General features: G+C 33.8%; 13 protein-coding genes. 10 read left to right on the top strand and 3 right to left on the bottom strand.

Going from position 1 to position 20380, the window contains the following annotated elements; all coding sequences use genetic code 11:
* Positions 1-6: 6 nt before the first annotated feature.
* Complete coding sequence (locus tag LNP27_RS15220) at positions 7-4245, top strand: fibronectin type III domain-containing protein (RefSeq protein ID WP_255673714.1); 4239 nt, start codon at positions 7-9, stop codon at positions 4243-4245.
* Positions 4246-4351: 106 nt separating this feature from the next.
* Here the strand turns inward: LNP27_RS15220 and LNP27_RS03190 are convergent, their stop codons facing one another.
* Positions 4352-5350 carry a GntR family transcriptional regulator gene (locus LNP27_RS03190; protein ID WP_229943069.1) on the bottom strand — a complete coding sequence of 333 codons (999 nt, stop codon included), beginning with the start codon at positions 5348-5350 and terminating at the stop codon, positions 4352-4354.
* 129 nt (positions 5351-5479) lie between these two features.
* On the opposite strand from LNP27_RS03190, the gene LNP27_RS03185 reads away from it, so the two are divergent.
* From LNP27_RS03185 to LNP27_RS03165, 5 genes are all read left to right on the top strand, one after another.
* Positions 5480-6508, top strand: coding sequence for an aldose epimerase family protein (locus tag LNP27_RS03185; protein WP_229943068.1), 1029 nt, complete (start codon positions 5480-5482; stop codon positions 6506-6508).
* Between the two features lie 43 nt (positions 6509-6551).
* The gene (locus LNP27_RS03180; RefSeq protein WP_229943067.1) at positions 6552-8900 is read left to right on the top strand and encodes a glycoside hydrolase family 2 TIM barrel-domain containing protein; all 2349 of its coding nucleotides are present in this window, start codon (positions 6552-6554) and stop codon (positions 8898-8900) included.
* Positions 8900-10069, top strand: a complete 1170-nt coding sequence (gene galK, locus LNP27_RS03175; RefSeq protein ID WP_229943066.1) for a galactokinase — start codon at positions 8900-8902, stop codon at positions 10067-10069. Before LNP27_RS03180 ends, galK begins: the two co-directional genes overlap by 1 nt.
* 1 nt (position 10070) lies before the next feature.
* Positions 10071-11123, top strand: a complete 1053-nt coding sequence (locus LNP27_RS03170; RefSeq protein WP_229943065.1) for a UDP-glucose--hexose-1-phosphate uridylyltransferase — start codon at positions 10071-10073, stop codon at positions 11121-11123.
* Between the two features lie 266 nt (positions 11124-11389).
* Positions 11390-13054 carry a sodium/sugar symporter gene (locus LNP27_RS03165; RefSeq protein WP_229943064.1) on the top strand — a complete coding sequence of 555 codons (1665 nt, stop codon included), beginning with the start codon at positions 11390-11392 and terminating at the stop codon, positions 13052-13054.
* Positions 13055-13420: 366 nt separating this feature from the next.
* Here the strand turns inward: LNP27_RS03165 and LNP27_RS03160 are convergent, their stop codons facing one another.
* Entirely contained in the window at positions 13421-13765 is a 345-nt protein-coding gene (locus LNP27_RS03160) for a toxin-antitoxin system YwqK family antitoxin (protein WP_229943063.1), read from the bottom strand.
* A gap of 227 nt (positions 13766-13992) precedes the next feature.
* Here LNP27_RS03160 and aspS point away from each other — a divergent pair, with 227 nt between their 5' ends.
* Positions 13993-15744: an aspartate--tRNA ligase gene (gene aspS, locus LNP27_RS03155; RefSeq protein WP_229943062.1), complete on the top strand. Its 1752-nt coding sequence runs from the start codon at positions 13993-13995 to the stop codon at positions 15742-15744.
* A 128-nt stretch (positions 15745-15872) separates the two neighbouring features.
* On the opposite strand, the gene LNP27_RS03150 is transcribed toward aspS, so the two are convergent.
* Positions 15873-16406, bottom strand: a complete 534-nt coding sequence (locus LNP27_RS03150) for a DUF3575 domain-containing protein (protein WP_229943061.1) — start codon at positions 16404-16406, stop codon at positions 15873-15875.
* Between the two features lie 496 nt (positions 16407-16902).
* Here LNP27_RS03150 and LNP27_RS03145 point away from each other — a divergent pair, with 496 nt between their 5' ends.
* The 3 genes from LNP27_RS03145 (at position 16903) to LNP27_RS03135 (ending at position 20360) form a co-directional block, all read left to right on the top strand.
* On the top strand, positions 16903-17718 hold the full coding sequence (locus tag LNP27_RS03145; RefSeq protein WP_229943060.1) for a LytR/AlgR family response regulator transcription factor: 816 nt from the start codon (positions 16903-16905) through the stop codon (positions 17716-17718).
* Positions 17719-17885: 167 nt separating this feature from the next.
* The gene (locus LNP27_RS03140) at positions 17886-18188 is read left to right on the top strand and encodes a 3-oxoacyl-ACP reductase (protein WP_229943059.1); all 303 of its coding nucleotides are present in this window, start codon (positions 17886-17888) and stop codon (positions 18186-18188) included.
* 267 nt (positions 18189-18455) lie between these two features.
* Positions 18456-20360 carry a tetratricopeptide repeat-containing sensor histidine kinase gene (locus LNP27_RS03135; RefSeq protein WP_229943058.1) on the top strand — a complete coding sequence of 635 codons (1905 nt, stop codon included), beginning with the start codon at positions 18456-18458 and terminating at the stop codon, positions 20358-20360.
* Positions 20361-20380 lie beyond the last annotated feature (20 nt).

Below are 20380 nucleotides of genomic sequence, written 5' to 3'. Positions count from 1 at the left end.
TTAAATATGAAAAAAATTTCTTTTTCAGAAAAAACAAAGATAACAATAGCTACAAATAGGTATGTAATAATACTTTTTGTCTTGTTTTTACTATTTGGATTTACTTCCGTTTTTGGACAATCAAAAACAACATTTACTACAGCAGGAACTACAAATTTTACGGCGCCTGCTGGAATTACTGGTGTTACGGTAGAAGCCTGGGGTGGTGGAGCAGGAGGTGGGAGTAATGCAAGAGGAGGAGGAGGAGGAGGAGGAGGAGCGTATGCTTCAGGATTTGTCAATGTTAATTCTGGGTCTGTACAAATAGTAACTGTTGGCGCAGGTGGTAGTGAAAATGGTAATGGCGGAAATTCTAGTTTTGGTTCGAGTAGGGTGCTGGCTGCTGGTGCATCAGGACAAGCTGGCGGGGCAATCAATTTAAGTAGTGCAACTATACAATTTGCTGGTGGTGATGGAGGATCAGCAGGTGGAAGTAGTGGTGGTGGAGGTGGTGGATCTGCCTTTGCAACAGCTAATGGAAATAATGGGGCTATAGGATCAGGAAGTTTTGGTGCAGCTGGGGGAATAGGTGCAGGAGCAGGTGGTCGCGGTGGAGGAAATCAAGTAAATGGAGGAAACGGGGTTGTTCCTGGCGGCGGCGGCGGCGGTGGCGGTAATAAGGTCAATGGCGGTAATGGCGCAAGTGGCCGAGTTATTGTGGCATATTATTTATTAACAAGTACATCAACGGCAAGTTCTGTGTGTTTAGGTAATAACTTAACGATAACAATGGGTGGTAGTGCCGAAAGCTTACCAGTTGGAGATTATACCGTTACTTATGATTTAAGTTCGCCCAATGCTTCAACAAATAATAGCGCCACTATGACGGTAAGCGCCGCAGGAATAGGAAGGTTTGGAACAGTAGCGTTAAATAATGTAGGAGAAACAACTATTACAATTACCTCTATCTCTTCTACTATTGGAGGTGTCGCGTATAAAACAACGTATGATAGTTCAGGAAATGCAAAAAATAAAGCAACAATTACAGTAAATTCAGTGCCTTCTGCACCAGGTACAGCAGGGGCCTATAGTCCAACCTGCACCGGATTTACGGTTCAATGGGGATGGACTTTTACTGCAACAAAATATTATCTCGATGTATCCACAAATAGTGGGTTTACAACATTTGTATCAGGGTATAATAATTTAGATGTAGGGAATGGTCTAAGTTATGTTTTAACCGGTTTGAACCCTGGAACTACTTATTATTACAGAGTTAGAGCTAATAATAGCTGTGGTACCAGCCCTAGTTCTTCGAGTATGAGTTTTGCTACAAGTCCTATTCCAATTACAGCTCCTGTCGTTACTAATGCAGATAATATCCAATGTGATTATGCAATGCTTAATTGGAATCAAGCACCTAATGCAACAGGATTTTATTTAGATATTGCAACAGATGCTAATTTTACTAATTATGTAGATATCTATCATGATTTCCACGTGAATTATAATAATGGAAGTAGTCCAGTTTATAAACTCCCTTCCGGAGATTTATATTATAGAGTGAGAGCCTATAATAGCTGTGCAACAACTGGATATTCTAATACTGGAACCTTTAGAACTACTGCTCCTTTAGGAGGTTCAGTTTCTCCTGCTCAAACGATTTGTTCTGGAAGTTCACCAACCACTAATTTGACATTAAGTGGATATGCAACGGCAAACACAAAAATATTGAAATGGCAAAAAGCAAGTGATGCTAGTTTTACTACTAATGTGTCAGATATCGATGAAACCACTAATATTTTAACTGTAAGTAAGATGGGTGCTATAACGGCAAATACCTACTTTAGAGCAGAAGTACAAAATCAGTTTGGATCCTGGTGTATATCTTATTCTTCGCCAGTTTTAATAACTGTTAATAATGGAGGCTCTGGAGGTGCAGCTCCTGGCACACCGGGTGCAATCACAGGTTCAGCTACTCAATGTTCTGGGGCAATCACGCAAATTTATAGTATTGTCGCTGTTGCTAATGCTACAATTTATAATTGGACAGTCCCAGCTGGATGGTCTATCACTAATGGTCAAGGCACAAACGAGATTAAGGTTACTGTTGGAGCGGCCGGACAGAATGGAAATATATCTGTTTCTGCCGGAAATGGCTGTAGCGTAAGCCAAAATAAAACCCTTGCTGTAACTGTAGGATCGTGTATAAACAAATGGAAAGGATCCATAAGCAATAATTGGAATACTCCAGCAAACTGGACGCAAAACTTTGTTCCGGCGGTAGATGCTAGTATTGTTTTTGATGATGCTCCGGTAAACCATTTAGTGTTGGATCAGAACCGATCGGTCACCAATATTACCAATGCACAATCTATTTATAGGGTGGTTTGTAATGGTTTTAAACTTACCCAAAAAGGGAATACTCTTTTTACAAACGGCGCACAAATTGATGCTTCAACTGCAGGTTCTGTAATGGAGTTCGCCGGTGCTGCTGCCCAATCAATTCCTGCGGGATCTTTTGTTAATGATGCCGTTTTTAATTTAACGGTAAACAACGTAAATAATGTAACAGTAAACGGAAATCTTCGCATATTAAATTTACTTAATGTTTCTGCAGGACGTTTGGACGCATTTTCAAATTCACCAACTATTATTTATGGAGGTTCTTCAGCGCAAATCCTAGAAAGCAACCAGTATCTCAATGAAAAGATTTTTAATTTGAATATTGATAATACAAATGGGGTTACTCTTAATACGAACTTTGCCCTTGATAATAATTTGACAATTAACTCGGCTAAAAAATTTATTATTGATGCAGCCAAAAGCTTGACCGTTACAGGAACTATAGCAAACTCAGCAGCTACTTCTGGATTTGTGCTAAAGTCAACAGCGGCAGGTACAGCTTCGATTATTCATAATACAAATAATGTTCCTGCAACTGTACAAAGATATATTAGCGGTGCTTCCGAAGACTGGCATTTTCTCTCTTCTCCTGTTTCTAATCAAACAATAGTGGGAAGTAGTTTGACTCCCTGGGGAACGTATGGCAATGGAACTGGTTATGACTTATATCTTTGGAATGAGCCAACTCCTTGCTGGGTATATCATAAAAACGATGAAGGCGGTTTAACGATCGACCCAAAGAATCCAAAGTGGCCAGCGGTACATTCTTCAACAAAATTTATTCCTGGTTGTGGCTATTTGTATAGTGTTCAAGCTACAAATCCAACCACTGAATTTTCAGGAAATTTAAATAATGGAAGTATAATTTATTCAATTACAAATAGTATTAATGGAGAAGATCCAAAGGTTAGGGGATTTAATTTAATCGGAAATCCTTATCCTTCAACAATCGATTGGAAAGCGACTTCTGGATGGACACGAGATGCTTTGGTAGTTTCTGGCGATGGTTATGATATGTGGATTTGGAATCCAGTGACAAATAATTATGGAGTATTTAATTCTGGGACTGCAATTGGTACAAATGGAGTTACTCAAAATATTGCTCCAATGCAAGGTTTTTTCGTTAGGGCGGCAACCAATGGTAATATTGGCATGACAAACAGTGTTAGAGGAACTACCGGTAAAAGCAATTGGATGAGGATGAAAGCAACCACAGCCGAAATTGTTAAGGTGCAAATAACATCCAATGATAATTATGGTTCTGACGAAATTTTGCTTCAATTTGGCGCTCCTGCAAATGAGGCTGGTGCTCCAAAACTTTTTAGTACGGTTACGACAGCACCTTCACTATTTTTAAACCGTGAGAAAAAGGAATTATCAGTACTGAATTTAACTAATGTTATCGAAAATTCGTCGGTTCCTTTAATGTTTAAAGCAGGAAAGGACGGGAATTATGCCTTAAGTATTGGTAACGAAAGCGCCTCTTACGAAGTTCTATTATTAGAAGATAAAAAAGCAAAGACGATTACTGATTTAAATCTAATTCCAACTTACCAATTTAAAGGATCTGTGAAAGATGCAGCAGATAGATTTATACTTCATTTTGTGCCAATAACGCCAGAAGTGACTAACTTACCGGCCGTAATTTATTATGATGGAGATGAAATTAATGTAGACTTAACTTTGGTAGAGGGACAAACTGATATTAAAATATATGATATGTCAGGTAAATTACTTGTAGATAAAAAAGTGGAAGGAAAAATGATTCATAGCTTCAATATAAATCCACAATACGAAATTTACATCGTAGTTGTTAATAGTAACGGGCACTCTACGAGGCGTAAAGTCTTGACATATTAAAAGTAGAATTCCTTTTTTGTTTGTAAGTATAAATCAAAAAAAAACTGATTTATAAGGATGTATAGTACATAAAAAAATCTGAATTCTTTGTAGAAAGACCTAATTTCTACAAAGAATTTCTAACTATCAAAGCGCACTTATTCTCAATTTGATCTCTTTGCTCGCTTAAAATCATTTGTGCTAATATTTTTCCCATAGCGTCAAAATCTGTTGAAATAGTGGTGATTCCGTTCTCTACGACTTTTTTAAGTGGCGTGTCATTGTAGGAAATGATACCATAATCACCACCTAATTTGAGGTTTTGTGTTTTAGATTTTTCAATCACACTTACTAAATCCCTGTCATTTGGGATAATGTAAACTTCGCCTTTATTTATTTCTCGGTTTTCAAACTCTGTAATAATCTCAAAATCAAAATCATTCTCTCTACAGAAATTCTCGAAACCTATTTTCATTTCTAATGGTTCCTTAGATCCCGGGAAAATCAAAATCAGTTTTTGGTATTTTTTTAATTTTGACTTTCCTTTGATCAAGGCGTCGTAAATATCTTTTCGGTGATTTTGATAAATGGCAGGGTAAGCTGTCAGTTCTGAATTTGTTTGATCTAATATGTAAACCTCGTCAACTGGTAGGGTTTTTATGATGGGCGCTGCTTCAACTAAATTCGTTGGCATAATAATGTATTTAGTGTAGCTGCCGTTACTGTCATTAACTAATTTTTTGAAAATTGTAGGGTTAAAATTGTGGAAGAAGATATCTACCTGAGCATTTTTCTCAATATTTTTTAGAAACGAATTATAGATGTCCTCTTTAAAGATATTCAATTCGTCAAAAAGTAAAAAAATCTTCTGTTTTATAGTGGTTTCAGTACTTTTTATATAATATCCTTTACCAAGAATGGCATAAATTATCCCCCTTTTTTTTAATTCTTCATAGGCTTGTAAAACCGTATCGCGCGATAAAGAAAACTCTAGGCATACTTTATTTATAGATGGTAATCTTTCATCTTTTTTCAAAAGGCCCTTCTCTATTGTTTTTTCAATAGAATGAATTATTTGCTTGTATTTTGGAACGCCAAGATTATTTTGAATGGAAATAATTTTCATAATTTAAGGAATTTTGCGCAAGATACGATAAACTGATAGGTACTGGTATGTATAAGTGCAAAAATATTTTACTTTTGATTTTCGTAATTTCGTAAAGAAATAAAGAAAATAAAGCATATATCATATTTTATGTCTAATAGTATAATTGAATTATTTGGTTTAGAAGCTGACAATGAGGTTATCAATTCTTGCGAATTGACTAATGGAAATGGCATGCAACTAAAAGTTATTACCTATGGAGCAACAGTGACTTCATTAAAAATACCTTTAAAAAGTGGAGAACTTCTTGATGTCGTTTTAGGATTTGATACGCTAGATGCGTACATTAAATCCTTTGATCTAGAGAGCGCTCCTTATTTTGGATGTACTGTGGGGCGATATGCAGGAAGAATCAGTGATGGTACTTTTAACTTGAATGGAAATTCTTTTCATTTGAACAAAAATGATAATGACCACCATGCGTTACATGGCGGAAGTGTAGGTTTCAGTAAAAAGATTTGGAAAATTAAAAGTAAAAATGAGGGTTTAAATCCGTCAGTTACTTTGTCCTATTGTAGCCCGGATATGGAAGAAAATTATCCAGGAGAATTATCCGTAGAACTTACCTACTCCTTATCTGAAGAAGACGAATTAATTATTGAGTATAAAGCGAATACCAGCAAAGATACTGTTGTCAATTTGACACATCATAGTTATTTTAATCTTGATGGACATGTGTCAAATGTTTTAGAACAAGAGTTAATCATCAATGCTGGAAAAAAGCTAGAGACAACTGATGAAATGATACCAACAGGACGTTTTTTAAATACTGCTAATTCTTGCTTTGACTTTAGTCGGGCAGAAAAATGTCCTTCAAAAATTGATGCTACTTTTGTTTTAGATCCCGATAGTAAGTTGGCAGCTTCCCTTTTTAATAAGCGAAATAACTTGAAAATGGAAGTCTATACAGATCAACCAGCAGTTCATATTTATGTCGGTGGCAACTGTTTTAATGCTATAAAAGGAAAAGAAAATGCGGATTATCACACTACGAGTGGTATTTGTTTTGAAACACAAAATTTTCCTGACGCACCTAATCATGATAATTTCCCCAATTCAATTTTGAGAAAAGAAGACACTTTTAATCATAAAACAATTTATAAGTTTGAATCTTTTTAATAATAAGTAGTTAGGCCAATTGCTGTTTAAAATACAACCAAAAATGAAGCTGATTTCAAATAATATTTTTTTTCTATTACTAATTATCTTTACTTTTTCTTTTACTAAAGTAGAAGCTCAATCTAGAACTAAAGTAAATTTTGGTTTTGATTGGGAGTTTAAGCGTGAAGAAAAAAATATTTCTAATTGGGAAAAAATTACGATTCCGCATACCGCTAAAATTGAACCTTTGGTGGTGAACAATCAGTTTCAAGGAACTTCATGGTATCAGAAGAAATTTAAAGTTCCAAATTCAAAAGACAAGAAAGTTTCGCTGTATTTTGAAGGTGTGATGCAAGAAGCGGATGTTTGGATAAACGACCAGAAAGTCGCGAATCACAAAGGAGGCTATTTGCCTTTTTCTGTTGATATTACTCCTTTTTTAAATTCTCAAAAAGAGAACGTTATTAAAGTAAAAGTAAATAATGAAGACAATCCTGAAATTCTACCAGGAAAACCACTTAAAGGGTTGGATTTTAATTACTACGGAGGGATTTATCGCAATGTTTATTTAGTTACTACCAATAAATTATACGTTACAAATGCGAATCAAGCCAATAAAGTGGCTGGTGGAGGTGTTTTTGTAAATTTTAATTCTATTACTAAAACCAGTGCTTCAGGCACGATTCAAGTTGATTTGAAAAACGAATTTGCAGTCAGTAAAAAATTCATTTTAAATTTCACACTAAAGGACAAGCAAGGAAATAAAACCGTTTTTAAATCGGGTCAACTTTCTTTGAATCCCAACGAAGGAAGGGCATTTGTACAAAATATCAGTTTGCCGAATCCAAAATTATGGTCTATTTCAAGTCCTAATTTATACAATTTAGAAATTCAAGTCCATGTCAATAACAAGTTGATTGATATTTATTCAGAAAGAATAGGAGTTCGAAAATCTGAAATTAAAGAAGATGGTTATTATTTGAATGATGAAAAACTATATATCGCAGGAACAAACGAGCACCAAGAATATCCTTATTTAGGTTATGCAATTTCTGATGAAGCGCAGTATCGAGATGCAGTAAAAATCAAAAATGCTGGTTTTGATTTGGTTCGTATGTCACATTACCCGCATGCGGAAGCATTTTTGAATGCTTGCGATGAACTAGGACTTTTAGTAATGAATAGTTTGACGGGTTGGCAGTTTTTTGGTAATGAAACATTCCAGAAAAATGCGATTCAGGATATTCGTGATATGGCTCGAAGAGATAGAAATCATCCGAGTATTATTTTTTGGGAAGCTTCATTGAATGAAACGGAGATGAGCGAAAAGTTCATGAAACAAGCTACTAAAGCCTTGAAAGAAGAATTGCCTTTTGAACATTATTATTCGGCAAGTTGGTTAGATAATGCTAATTATGATTTATTTATTCCAGCGCGTCAACATGCTAAAGCACCTGATTATTGGACAAAATATAAAAATGGGAATCGTAAAGTTTTCATAGCTGAATATGGAGATTGGGAATATTATGCGCAAAATGCAGGTTTTAATCAAACTGCTTTTTCGAATTTGAAAGAATTTGAAAGAAGTTCGCGTCAACTGCGAGGCGATGGTGAAAAAAGATTGTTGCAACAAGCTTATAATTACCAAGAATCAGCTAATTCTAATAAAAAAGGAGAGCAGACTATTGGTGATGCAAATTGGTTGATGTTTGATTACAATCGTGGGTACAGCGATGATTTAGAAAGTTCAGGAATCAGCGATATTTTTAGAATTCCAAAATTTGCGTATTACTTTTATCAAAGTCAGCGTAGTGCAAATGTAATTTTAGATTCTAAATTAGCTTCAGGACCAATGGTGCATATTGCTAATTATTGGACGTCAACTTCACCTTTGGATGTGACTGTTTATAGTAATTGTGATGAAGTAGCATTGTACTTGAACGATGTTTTGGTTGGCAAACAAAAGCCAACGGTAAATCAAAATAGTGATGAATTGAATCATCCACCTTTTATCTTTAAAATAGATAAATTTATGACGGGAACATTGCGTGCCGAAGGATTTATTAAGGGACAAAAAGTAGTTTCGTCTATTGTTAAAACTCCAGAAAAAGCGACGAGAGTTGAATTAAGTTATGATGTTTCTTCGAAAGCAATAAATCCAAATAATCCCGATATGGTTTTTGTTTATGCTAAAATTACGGATGCCAATGGAACGATCATTCCAGATGCAAACAATGAAGTGACTTTTACTTTAAGCGAAGGTAATGGGGAGTTTATAGGTGAAAATCCAGTAAAAGGGGAAGCGGGAATTGCAACTATAATTCTAAAAACATCCAATTTAAAAATACCAATAAAAATAACGGCAAGTTCCAAGCAATTACAAAGTGGAGCGCTCAAAATTTCTAAATAATGAATGACATTTTAATTAATAATACGGTAACCTTTTTTAAAGAGACTTTTGGTGCCGAACCACAAAAAATAGTGCTTTCTCCGGGAAGAATAAATATTATTGGAGAACATATTGATTACAACGATGGATACGTTTTACCCGCAGCTATTGACAAAATTATTTGTTTTGCTTTCGAAAAAAGCAAAGCTAAAACATCAAGAGTAATTGCAATAGATCTTAATGATGAGTTCGAAATTAATCTTAATGATCCAATTGAATTATCAGATAATGTTTGGACTAATTATGTAAGAGGTGTTATTCTGCAATTGCAAAATAAAGGGTTCAAGTTTGAAGGGTTCAATTGTGTTTTTAGCAGTACTATCCCAGTTGGTTCTGGTTTATCTTCATCAGCAGCTTTAGAATGTGGATTTTTATTTGGTGTAAAAGAACTTTACAATTTGGATATAAAACCAGTTGATGTTGCTTTAATGGGGCAAAGTGCGGAGCATTGGGTGGGAATTAATTGTGGGATTATGGATCAGTTTTCGAGTGTCATGGGACTTGAAAATAAAGTGATAAAAATAGACTGTCGCACATTAGAATATGAATATCACAATGCTGATTTTAATGAGTATTCATTAATTCTATTCGATTCAAATGTAAAGCATTCTTTAATGACGTCGGCTTACAATCAACGTCGTGAACAATGTGAAGAAGGAATTGCTATTTTGAAATCTAATTTTCCAGAAGTAAAAAGTTTTAGAGATTGTACTGAAGAACAAGTACAAAGTGTAAAAGACAAAATGTCTGAGGATGTTTTCAAAAGAAGTCTTTTTGTAGTCAAAGAAATTAAGCGTGTAATTCAAGCGTGTCAAGCTTTAGATAATGGTGATATTCAAACTTTAGGGAAATTAATGTATGAAACACATGAAGGATTATCTAAAGATTATGAAGTAAGTTGCCCAGAATTAGATATGATTGTGGATACACTTAAAACTGAAGAAGCAGTTGTAGGTTCGCGACTAATGGGTGGAGGCTTTGGAGGTTGCACAATTAACTTGATAAAAAAAGGACACGAAGAGCGCATAAAAGCGAAACTTTCGGGACTTTATTTAGATGCTTTTGGAATCGAATTAAAAATTTATGATGTAAAAATTGGAAACGGTACATCACTTTATATAAATAATTAGAATGAAAAAATTTGACATTAACGAAGATCCACACAGACGTTATAACCCGTTAATTAACGAATGGGTTTTAGTTTCTCCACACCGTTCTAAAAGACCTTGGCAAGGGCAAAATGAAACAGTATCTTCAGATGCATTACCAGAATATGATTCTACTTGTTATTTGTGCGCAGGAAATGTTAGAGCAAATGGAGAGATTAATCCAGCTTATGAAAAATCTTTTGTTTTTGAAAATGATTTTGCCGCTTTAAAGCAAGAAGAGATTGCATTTGAAGGGAATGAAAATGAAACTTTTTTCAAAACACAGCCTGAAAGAGGAATTTCAAGAGTAGTTTGTTTTTCTCCAAAACACAATTTGACTTTGCCTGAAATGCCGATTGAAGGAATTGAAGATATTATTCATACTTGGCAAAAAGAATATACCACTTTAGGTGCAGTTGATTATATTAATCACGTTCAGATTTTTGAAAATAAAGGAAGTGTAATGGGATGTAGTAATCCACATCCACACGGACAAATTTGGGCGCAATCATCGTTACCCACTGAAGTTGAAAAAACGCAAAATAACCAGAAAGCGTATTATGATAAACACAGAAGTTCTCTTTTGCAAGATTATTTGAAAGAAGAGCTGAAATTAAATGAGCGTATCGTAATTGAAAATGATCATTTTGTAGCATTAGTTCCTTTTTGGGCAATTTGGCCATTTGAAACGATGATAATCAGTAAGCGCCATTTTGGAAAAATAACTGATTTTACCGCAACTGAAAGTACTGCTTACGCGACGATTTTAAAACAATTGACAACTAAATACGATAATCTTTTTCAAACGTCATTTCCTTATTCATCAGGAATTCATCAAGCACCAACTGATGGAGAATTACATCCAGAATGGCAATTTCACATGCATTTTTATCCACCATTATTGCGTTCAGCAACTGTGAAAAAATTTATGGTTGGTTATGAAATGCTAGGAGAATCACAAAGAGATATCACACCTGAAAAAAGTGCTGAAACTTTGAGAAACCTTTCAGATGTTCATTATAAAAGTGAAATCTAAAAAAATGAGCTGCTAGTATAGTAGGATTTTGAGCTACAAATAGTATGATCGAATTGCAAAATTAAAGTTTTGAAGTTGTAATTATAAACGATCCATCGCAGCAGAATAGATTCTAAAAAAGAGTAGTAAGTGCTTGGAAATGGGAATAGAAAAATAGAAGTAATTCATTACTTTTAATTAAACAATTGAAATAGGCTTAACGTATATAGTATTGTACAGATATAGCAATCATAATATTAAACAAACATAATAAACAACAACAAGGTATGACAACAGAATTTGGATTTATTGATTATTTAGTTTTTGCTGCTTATGCAGTACTTATTTTAGGTGTTGGATTATGGGTTTCTCGTGAAAAAGACGGTCAGCAAAAAAATGCTGAGGATTATTTTCTTGCTAGTAAATCGCTACCATGGTGGGCTATTGGTTCGTCACTGATTGCTGCTAATATTTCCGCAGAACAATTCATTGGAATGTCTGGGTCTGGTTTTGCACTAGGATTGGCCATTGCTTCTTATGAGTGGATGGCTGCTTTTACATTAATTATTGTAGGGAAATATTTTTTACCCATTTTTATCGAAAAAGGAATTTATACGATTCCAGAATTTGTAGAAAAACGATTTTCAACAAATCTAAAAACGATTCTAGCGGTTTTCTGGATTGCTTTGTATGTGTTTGTTAATCTTACGACAGTATTGTATTTAGGTGGTTTAGCGATTGAGACCATTTTAGGTATTGATATGGTTTACGCTATCATAGGTTTAGCGCTATTTTCAGCAGCTTATTCCTTATACGGTGGTCTTTCAGCTGTTGCTTGGACTGATGTTATTCAAGTAATATTCCTTGTATTAGGTGGATTGGTTACAACCTATTTAGCTTTAAATACGGTTTCAGATGGTGCTGGAATGTGGGAAGGGATGAAAACAGTTTACAATGCGGCACCGGATCGTTTTGTAATGATATTAGATAAGTCTAATCCTGAGTACATGAACTTACCAGGTATAGGGGTTTTAGTAGGTGGTCTTTGGGTTGCTAACATCTATTACTGGGGTTTCAACCAATATATTATTCAAAGAACATTAGCGGCTAAATCGCTACGTGAAGCTCAAAAAGGTATTTTATTAGCAGCATTTTTAAAATTACTTATTCCGTTCATTGTTGTTGTTCCTGGAATCGCAGCTTATGTAATGGTAAATGATCCAGCAATTATGGCTCGTTTAGGGGCGTCAGCTATGGAAAACTTACCTGGATTAGGAACTGCAGACAGAGCTTATCCTTGGTTGTTGCATTTCTTACCAGCAGGTTTAAAAGGTTTAGCGTTTGCTGCATTAGCTGCAGCCATTGTATCTTCTCTAGCATCGATGTTAAACTCTACTTCCACCATTTTTACAATGGATATATACAAGCAGTATATTAATAAAAACGCAGATGATAAAACAACTGTGAATATGGGACGTATTTCAGGAGGTGTTGCGTTATTAATTGCAGTAATTATGGCTCCACTTTTAGGTGGAATTGATCAAGCATTTCAATTTATACAAGAATATACAGGAGTAGTTAGTCCTGGAATTTTAGCGGTATTCATCTTAGGATTGTTTTGGAAAAAAACGACAAACAAGGCTGCAATTTGGGGAGCAATACTTTCAATTCCTATTGCAATGTTCTTTAAAGTAGGTCCAAAATCTTGGGCTGTAGGAAGTGGTATGGAATCTATGTTCCCAACATTGCCGTGGATGGACCAGATGGGTTATACTGCATTATTAACAATGTTATTAATTATTGCCGTTAGTTTGCTCCAAAATAAAGGAGAAAATGACGCAAAAGGGATTCCGTTGAATAAAGAGTTGTTTAAAACAAGTCCTCTATTTAATATCTGTTCATTTTCAATATTGATATTATTAGTGGTAGTTTACGCACTATTCTGGAAATAAACTATCCGTATTATTTGACAAAAAAAAGTAAAATTAAATTCGTTTAGTTTTACTTTTTTTTTATCAAATAATGCAGTCATTTGTTCGTTAAATTACACAAAGAAGCTACTGTAAAGCTTGAATAATTTTATAGTGCACTTCTCTGTATCTTAATCGTGAAGGTTTATTATGAGTTACACGTACTGCGTTTTTTTTTGGTACAGAGTACCGAGAACTATTCAAAGTATAATTTTTGAGTGCAGTTTATCTTTAATTTGACTTATTTTTGAAAGCAACAATCTTCTAAAGTGTAGCTTAACCAAAAAATATAAGGCACAAAAAAAGCTTTCGAAGAACGAAAGCTTTACTGATAATTTTAATTTCTTTTTAGTTGTTAACTAAAGCGTCTTGTTTCCATGTTTTAACAGAAGCGATTCTGCTATTAGAATAATCTACCTCACTTAGGTTATTACCATTCCAGAAAAACCATTTTCCAGTTTTTTCTCCCTCTTTATAAGTAGCAACAGATTGTTTGTTACCATTTGTATCGTATGAAGTCCAAACTCCTTCCAGTTTTCCGTTTTTAAAGAAACCTTCTTGCTGTATTTTTCCGCTTTCAAAGTAGTAGGTTGTTTTAACTAATTCACCTACAGCTTCTAGTTTTGGATTATTTTCTTGAGCGAATGCTATTCCTGAAAATAGTAATGCGGTTAATATTATATATTTTTTCATGTCGTTTGGATTTTTAAATTCATATTAGCTTAACAAATGTATAAAATATTTTACAATAAAAAAACTTTAAGTTAACAATTTAGTAACATTGAAGCGAAGCTTAACATTGAAAATAAAGTTTGCTGATAAACCAATCGCTAAAATTTCTTATTTCTCAATTCATTATTCATAATTAGTCCTAAATTTGCAGCGGTGTCCAAAGGGCAAAATAATCAAAAATTTAGAACATGTATAGAAGTCATAACTGTGGCGAATTGAATGCCTCGCACATTAATACTGAAGTAACACTTGCGGGATGGGTACAAAAATCGCGCGATAAAGGATTTATGAATTGGGTTGATTTACGCGACCGTTACGGAATTACACAATTAATTTTTGACGAAGGACGTTCTGAAACATCGGTTTTTGAGTTGGCTAAAACACTTGGTCGTGAATTTGTAATTCAAGTAAAAGGTACTGTTATTGAGCGTGAAGCCAAAAATAAAAATATGGCGACTGGTGAAATCGAGATTTTAGTGACAGAACTTACTATTCTAAATGCTTCGCTTACGCCTCCTTTTACAATAGAAGATGAAACCGATGGTGGAGAAGATATCCGAATGAAATACCGATACCTTGACATTCGAAGAAATCCGGTGAAAAATAGTTTGATGTTTCGTCATAAAGTAGCCATGGAAGTTCGAAAATATCTTTCGGATTTAGATTTTTGTGAAGTAGAAACACCTTATTTAATCAAATCAACACCGGAAGGTGCGAGAGATTTTGTTGTTCCTTCTCGAATGAATGTAGGTCAGTTTTATGCTTTGCCACAATCACCACAAACTTTCAAACAATTATTGATGGTGGGTGGAATGGATAAATATTTCCAAATCGTGAAATGTTTCCGTGATGAAGATTTGCGTGCGGACAGACAGCCAGAATTCACGCAAATTGATTGCGAAATGGCTTTTGTGGAACAAGAAGATATATTAAATATTTTTGAAGGTTTGACAAGACATTTACTAAAAGAAATAAAAGGTATCGAAGTAGATAAATTCCCAAGAATCACCTACGAACACGCCATGAAAACGTATGGAAATGATAAGCCAGACATTCGTTTCGGAATGGAGTTTGGTGAGTTGAACGAATTTGCACAACATAAAGAGTTTCCCGTATTTAATGCTGCTGAATTAGTAGTTGGAATTGCTGTTCCAGGTGCAGGTTCTTATACACGCAAAGAGATTGATGCCTTAATTGACTGGGTTAAACGTCCGCAAGTAGGTGCTTCAGGTATGGTTTATGCAAAGTGCAACGAAGATGGAACCTATAAATCATCTGTAGATAAATTCTACGATCAAGAGGATTTAAATAATTGGGCAAAAATTACTGGTGCTAAACCTGGCGATATGATTTTTGTTCTTTCTGGGCCAGCTGATAAAACTCGTGCGCAACTTTCAGCACTTCGTATGGAAGTGGCTACGCGATTAGGTTTAAGAAATCCAGCGGTTTTCGCTCCTTTATGGGTAGTTGATTTTCCTTTATTAGAGTTTGATGAAGAAAGTGGTCGTTATCACGCGATGCATCATCCATTCACTTCTCCAAAACCAGAAGACATGCACTTATTAGAAACAAACCCAGGAAAAGTTCGTGCTAATGCGTATGATATGGTTTTAAACGGAAACGAAATAGGTGGTGGTTCTATACGTATTCATGATAAAGCGACACAACAATTGATGTTTAAATATTTAGGTTTTACTGAAGAGGATGCTAAAGCGCAATTTGGATTCTTGATGGATGCGTTCCAGTTTGGTGCACCACCTCACGGCGGTTTAGCTTTTGGATTGGATAGATTAGTTGCGATTCTTGGTGGACAAGAAACTATACGAGATTTTATCGCTTTTCCCAAAAATAATTCAGGGAGAGATGTCATGATTGATGCTCCGGCTGCGATAGATGAAACGCAATTGAGAGAGCTAAATATAATGTTAAGCGGGAAGTAATAAATGTAAAAAGATAGCTTCAGTATTTATTTAAAAAAAAAATGTTTTGTGCCATTAAAAGCGCAAAACATTTTTTGTTTTTGTACCGTATCTGGTAGCGATTATTCAAGTTAATTAATGTAAACTTTTTAAAAGCGATAGCCTAAAGATATACTGCCTCTTCCCACAATTTGAATATCACTATCTTTGCTTTTAGTATTAAATAAATTCCTACCTATGCCTGAATTGATTTCAAAGACAAATCCTTTTTTAGTGATCCATTTTCCGCCTAAACCAAAACCGAGAGCAAAATCTGTCGCATTTCCTTCAGTATAAATGGGAGTTGATCCATTGTTAGATAGGTAGTTACTGTATTCAAAATTATTTAACATACCGAAACCTTCTGCAAAAAAGCCGGCAGCTGGTTTTTTCCCAAAATAAAAACGGTAATAAGGAGATAAGCTAAAATTTGTGTCGATGGTATTGTCATATGGGACAAATAATGAAACTCCTACAGCTGATTCTTCATTCAAAAGGCGTTCGTATGTAATTTCGAATGCGCCTGCAACTAACATTAAGGCATTAACTTTTAATTCGTTTCTTTTGAAATCAGTAGTTTCTTTTTCTTGGGCAAAGCCAAATAGAAAAGAAGATAAAAACAGAAAAGTAAAGAGTTTTTTCATAAAGATATTTTTTGATAAAAGTAGGATAAAATTGTAATAAGATGGTATTTTTTTGATTGTAAATTTTGTTTTCTATTGTTCAAAAAAATAACATGAAGGTATTAGATAATAGTATTAATAATTGTTAAAAAGATCAAATTTAATTTAATTTTTAATGTAATTACATCAGTTTTTATTTGATTTATTAATTTTTTACACCTAATATGATTGTTATTTGTCGATTTTCAATTGTATTTAAATTTATAAATTTGCTCTTTATCGGATAAATTTGCACTTAGTCTTAATGTTTTAACATTTGTCAAAAATATATCAACATCAACTATTGTTAAAATACTTAAATGCTTATTTTTAGAATGTTAAAACAAATTTTTTACTATATATTTCATGCTTTTCTTTAATTAGTTAACTAAAACTATCAAAAGAACTTAATGCCTAAAATTTATATTTTGCTTTGGATATTTAATATAACGATGACCAATAATTCCTGCAAAGACCATTGAAGAATTATTCGTATATTATTATTGATGATAGTCAAAAAGGTGTTTTGCAAACAAAAGCGATTGCGGATGGTTTTTCCGAACTCCTATTTTTGGCATCTGCAAATAATTATTCGGATGGATTAAATCTTATCTTAGAATACAAACCCACTTTAGTTTTTCTAGAAATTGACCCAGAAGACTCAGCGAGTAAATTGTCTTTAGCACTGATTAATGAGTTGCATAGGTTTTTGAAAGTTATTCCTAGAGTTATTATTACCACCAGAAAAAAAGATCTAGCATTCGATGCTATTCAATATGAGGTCACCGATTATTTGTTGAAACCCGTGCAACGTATCGATTTGGTAAAATTGATTTTAAAATTAGAAAAGTCTGAGAGTGAAAACATAATTTTTAAGAAGCAATCAACTGTTTGTCAAAAAATCGCCACTTCTTTAGCCCCACAAGATCCTCCCAGCCACAGCAAGTCATTAGTATTGTGTATCAAATCATACGGAGATTACCGTTATATTGAGTCGAAGGACATCGCTTATCTTCAAGCTGATAATAACTCTACAGATATTCATTTAAGCAATGGTGAGACAGTAACAGCTTTTAAAACACTTAAGCATTTTGAAGGTGTTTTGTCATCTCCTTTCATCAGAATTCATAATAGCTATATTGTAAATAGAGAATATATTTCCAGGATACATAGCGGTAATTCAGTGTGTTATATTAAAAATAGTATTGTAAAGCTTCCTTTCTCCAAGTCATACAAGACAAATATTGATCTTATAATTTCCGAAATAGCGAAAGAGAATTACCTAGAAATCTAAAAAGTATCCATCTACCATGATTTGAGTGCCATTCACTAATCAACGACCGCATTCTACCATATGCGCCTTTTTTAATGGGGGAATTTGAAATTGAAGCAATAGTTTTACCAAAGGAATCAAAGCAAATCTAGTTCCTTAATAAAAACTTAAAACTTAAACCCCAAATTATGAAAAAATCACTTCTAACAATCGGATTATGCTCTTTAGTAATGGTGTTAGCTTCATTTACAACACCTGAAACTGACCCTGTAGTAACAATAGACGCAAACGGAAACGTTGAGGTTGTAAGTACAGTTGCGACACAAGAAATCAACAAAAAAGATGTTACTAGTTCTAGTATGGCAATGAGCAATAAAAAAGTTGAAATTATTGGTGCTGGTTCAACAGGTGGAAACAAGAAAGTTGATGAAATGCCTAATCAAGACCCATCATTCCTTGATAAAGTTAAAGATTGGTGGAATGGTTTGTAGAACTCTTTTACAAAATTTTTAATAAAAAGATATTAGTGAGCGACAAGTAAGTTTGTCAATTAAATATAGTAAAGGCTATCAATATTATTGATAGCCTTTTTTTATGCAAATACTTTTAGTATTTTTGAGAACATTCAAAGCTAACTATTGAAAAATTTTACTTGTATATATATGCTTCTACTATTGATTCTCTTTGGATGTACCAAAAAGAATCAATTCGACACAAGTACTAACTTTTCTGAAGACAGTCTTTCTATATACCTTGCTATGGCAAACGACTTATCCCTGTCGTTAGATAAAAGAAACCAATCTAATGGAAAAGCATTTTCTATCATAGCCAATCAAAGTAATAGCTCTAATAGTATAGATAATTTATTTAGAGTGGCAAACCGCTACTACAACATGGATAAATTAGGTAATTTTAAGAAAACGATAGATGTTATCCTAGAAAGATCTATAGCTAGAGGAGATACTCTCAGTAAAACAAAAGCTTATTCCTATTTAGGGGATTTTTATGTATCCCAAGCGGTTTCGGATAGCGCTTTCCTCTATTATTCCAGAGCAGAAAAGTTGTATTTACAACGAAACGACATTTATAACTTAGCGCGAACTCGGTTAAATAAAGCAATACTTCAATTTAATGAAGGTGATTTTATAGGTAGTGAAATCGCAGTTTTTAGTGCTTTGCGTGCAATTAAAAAGGAAAAAGCTAGTGATGTACTTTATATAGCATATAATCACTTGGCTTTAATACACAATGAGCTAAGAGATTATAATAGAGCAATTGAGTACAATTTAAAAGCACTTGCAAGTATTGACAATAAACTAATTCCATCAGTTTTTCAATCTAAAGCAGAATCTCTAAATAATATGGGGTATGTCTATCAGAATATGAATAGACATGATAAAGCCCTGATTTATTTTAAGGATGCTCTCAAACAAGAAAACTTAAAAGCGGACAAGCCTGGTTTATATGCCATGGTTATTGATAATTTAGCGTACTCAAAATTTAAAACTGGTGATTTTGATGGTTTACCTGAAGAGTTTTTTAAGTCTTTAAAAATTCGTGATAGTTTGCAATTGACTTCAGGAAGTATTGTTAGTAAAATGCGCTTATCAGAATATTTTGCATTTAAGAAGGATCCGTCAAAATCATTGAAATTTGCGAAAGAAGCATTGAATGAATCTTTAAGTTCTAAAAACTACAGAAGTGTACTGCTTGCACTTAAACGTCTTTCGGTTATTGAACCACAAAAAGCTGCATTCTATACTAAAGAATATATTCGTATAAATGATAGTTTGCAAGTTACAGAGCGTAAAATGGGGGATAAGTTCACGCGAATTGAATACGAAACGGATCAAATAAAAAGTGAAAACACTGATTTACTAGTTCAAAACAGAAATTTAATTTCTATTTTTACTGTTTTAGGATTTTTAGGATTATTGATATTTATAATAAAATCACAAAAAGCTAAAAATAGATTATTGTTATTTAAACAACAGCAGCAAAACGCGAATGAGGAAATTTATAACTTGATGATTTCGCAACAAAACACCATTGAAATTAGTAGGATTGAGGAGAAGAAGCGAGTAGCGCGTGAGTTACACGATGGAGTTTTGGGTAGGATGTTTGGCGTTCGAATGAACTTAGATGGACTAAATGCATACCAAGATGATTCTGCAATACGAGAACGAACAAATTACTTGTCTGAATTGAAAAATATTGAACAAGATATCCGTGAAATTTCTCATGATCTAAATAGAGAAAAATCGGAATTAATTAATAACTTCGTCGCCATTATTGATAAGTTATTCGAAGAGCAAAAAAAGACTTATAAAGCAAAATTTACTTCTTTTATTGATTCTGATATAAGATGGGAATTAGTAAGTAATGCAGTGAAAATTAATTTATACAGAATTTTGCAAGAATCTTTGCAGAACAGTAATAAATATGCGGCAGCTGACGAAATCAAAGTTGAATTTAAAAAAGTGGACAATCAAATTGTATTTAAAACCATTGATGATGGTGTTGGTTTTAATGTAAAAACCGCTAAAAGAGGTATAGGAATACAAAACATTATTTTTCGAACAAATGAGTGTAAAGGAGTTTTAGATATAGAATCAAAAAAAGGAAAGGGAACAAAGATAACTGTTACTATACCTATAGAATAAAGACAAATAACCCCAAATCA

It is taken from the genome of Flavobacterium galactosidilyticum, assembly GCF_020911945.1.
Taxonomy (GTDB): Bacteria; Bacteroidota; Bacteroidia; order Flavobacteriales; family Flavobacteriaceae; genus Flavobacterium; species Flavobacterium galactosidilyticum.
The sequence above is the reverse complement of the archived record's forward strand: the minus strand, read 5'-3'. Positions and strand labels throughout refer to the sequence as shown.

Excerpts from the sequence above, each read along its gene's own strand:
- LNP27_RS15220 (WP_255673714.1), top strand. The coding sequence starts at position 7 with ATGAAAAAAATTTCTTTTTCAGAAAAAACAAAGATAACAATAGCTACA.
- LNP27_RS03190 (WP_229943069.1), bottom strand. The coding sequence starts at position 5,350 with ATGAAAATTATTTCCATTCAAAATAATCTTGGCGTTCCAAAATACAAG.
- LNP27_RS03185 (WP_229943068.1), top strand. The coding sequence starts at position 5,480 with ATGTCTAATAGTATAATTGAATTATTTGGTTTAGAAGCTGACAATGAG.
- LNP27_RS03180 (WP_229943067.1), top strand. The coding sequence starts at position 6,552 with ATGAAGCTGATTTCAAATAATATTTTTTTTCTATTACTAATTATCTTT.
- galK (WP_229943066.1), top strand. The coding sequence starts at position 8,900 with ATGAATGACATTTTAATTAATAATACGGTAACCTTTTTTAAAGAGACT.
- LNP27_RS03170 (WP_229943065.1), top strand. The coding sequence starts at position 10,071 with ATGAAAAAATTTGACATTAACGAAGATCCACACAGACGTTATAACCCG.
- LNP27_RS03165 (WP_229943064.1), top strand. The coding sequence starts at position 11,390 with ATGACAACAGAATTTGGATTTATTGATTATTTAGTTTTTGCTGCTTAT.
- LNP27_RS03160 (WP_229943063.1), bottom strand. The coding sequence starts at position 13,765 with ATGAAAAAATATATAATATTAACCGCATTACTATTTTCAGGAATAGCA.
- aspS (WP_229943062.1), top strand. The coding sequence starts at position 13,993 with ATGTATAGAAGTCATAACTGTGGCGAATTGAATGCCTCGCACATTAAT.
- LNP27_RS03150 (WP_229943061.1), bottom strand. The coding sequence starts at position 16,406 with ATGAAAAAACTCTTTACTTTTCTGTTTTTATCTTCTTTTCTATTTGGC.
- LNP27_RS03140 (WP_229943059.1), top strand. The coding sequence starts at position 17,886 with ATGAAAAAATCACTTCTAACAATCGGATTATGCTCTTTAGTAATGGTG.
- LNP27_RS03135 (WP_229943058.1), top strand. The coding sequence starts at position 18,456 with ATGGCAAACGACTTATCCCTGTCGTTAGATAAAAGAAACCAATCTAAT.